A 770-nucleotide genomic window follows, 5' to 3' on the forward strand; every position below is an offset into this window, starting at 1 on the left:
TTAACCGCTTCATCTTTCTCTTGCTCCGCTGCAGCCAGCTTAGCCTGATTTTCATCATGAGCTTTTTGCAAATTATCCAACTTATCTTGTTCAGTTTTGGCAAGTTGTTTAGCAGTTTCTAATTCTTTGTCCTTCTCTTCCATCGCAGCCTGTGCATCTTTGTAAGCTTTATCTGCATTCTCTTTTTGTTTAGTCAAAGCTGCTGTCTGTGCTTTTAAGTCTTCATTAGCCTTAACCGCTTCATCTTTCTCTTGCTCCGCTGCAGCCAGCTTAGCCTGATTTTCATCATGAGCTTTTTGCAAATTATCCAACTTATCTTGTTCAGTTTTGGCAAGTTGTTTAGCAGTTTCTAATTCTTTGTCCTTCTCTTCCATCGCAGCCTGTGCATCTTTGTAAGCTTTATCTGCATTCTCTTTTTGTTTAGTCAAAGCTGCTGTCTGTGCTTTTAAGTCTTCATTAGCCTTAACCGCTTCATCTTTCTCTTGCTCCGCTGCAGCCAGCTTAGCCTGATTTTCATCATGAGCTTTTTGCAAATTATCCAACTTATCTTGTTCAGTTTTGGCAAGTTGTTTAGCAGTTTCTAATTCTTTGTCCTTCTCTTCCATCGCAGCCTGTGCATCTTTGTAAGCTTTATCTGCATTCTCTTTTTGTTTAGTCAAAGCTGCTGTCTGTGCTTTTAAGTCTTCATTAGCCTTAACCGCTTCATCTTTCTCTTGCTCCGCTGCAGCCAGCTTAGCCTGATTTTCATCATGAGCTTTTTGCAAATTATC

At 40.1% G+C, this 770-nt stretch carries 1 protein-coding gene; it reads right to left on the reverse strand.

Features of this window, described 5'->3' with window-relative positions; genetic code table 11:
- On the reverse strand, window positions 1–770 hold a 770-nt coding region (locus RiCNE_RS07675; protein ID WP_204839972.1), incomplete at both ends, for a coiled-coil domain-containing protein.

The sequence above is a fragment of the Rickettsia endosymbiont of Culicoides newsteadi genome, assembly GCF_002259525.1.
Lineage (GTDB): Bacteria > Pseudomonadota > Alphaproteobacteria > Rickettsiales > Rickettsiaceae > Tisiphia.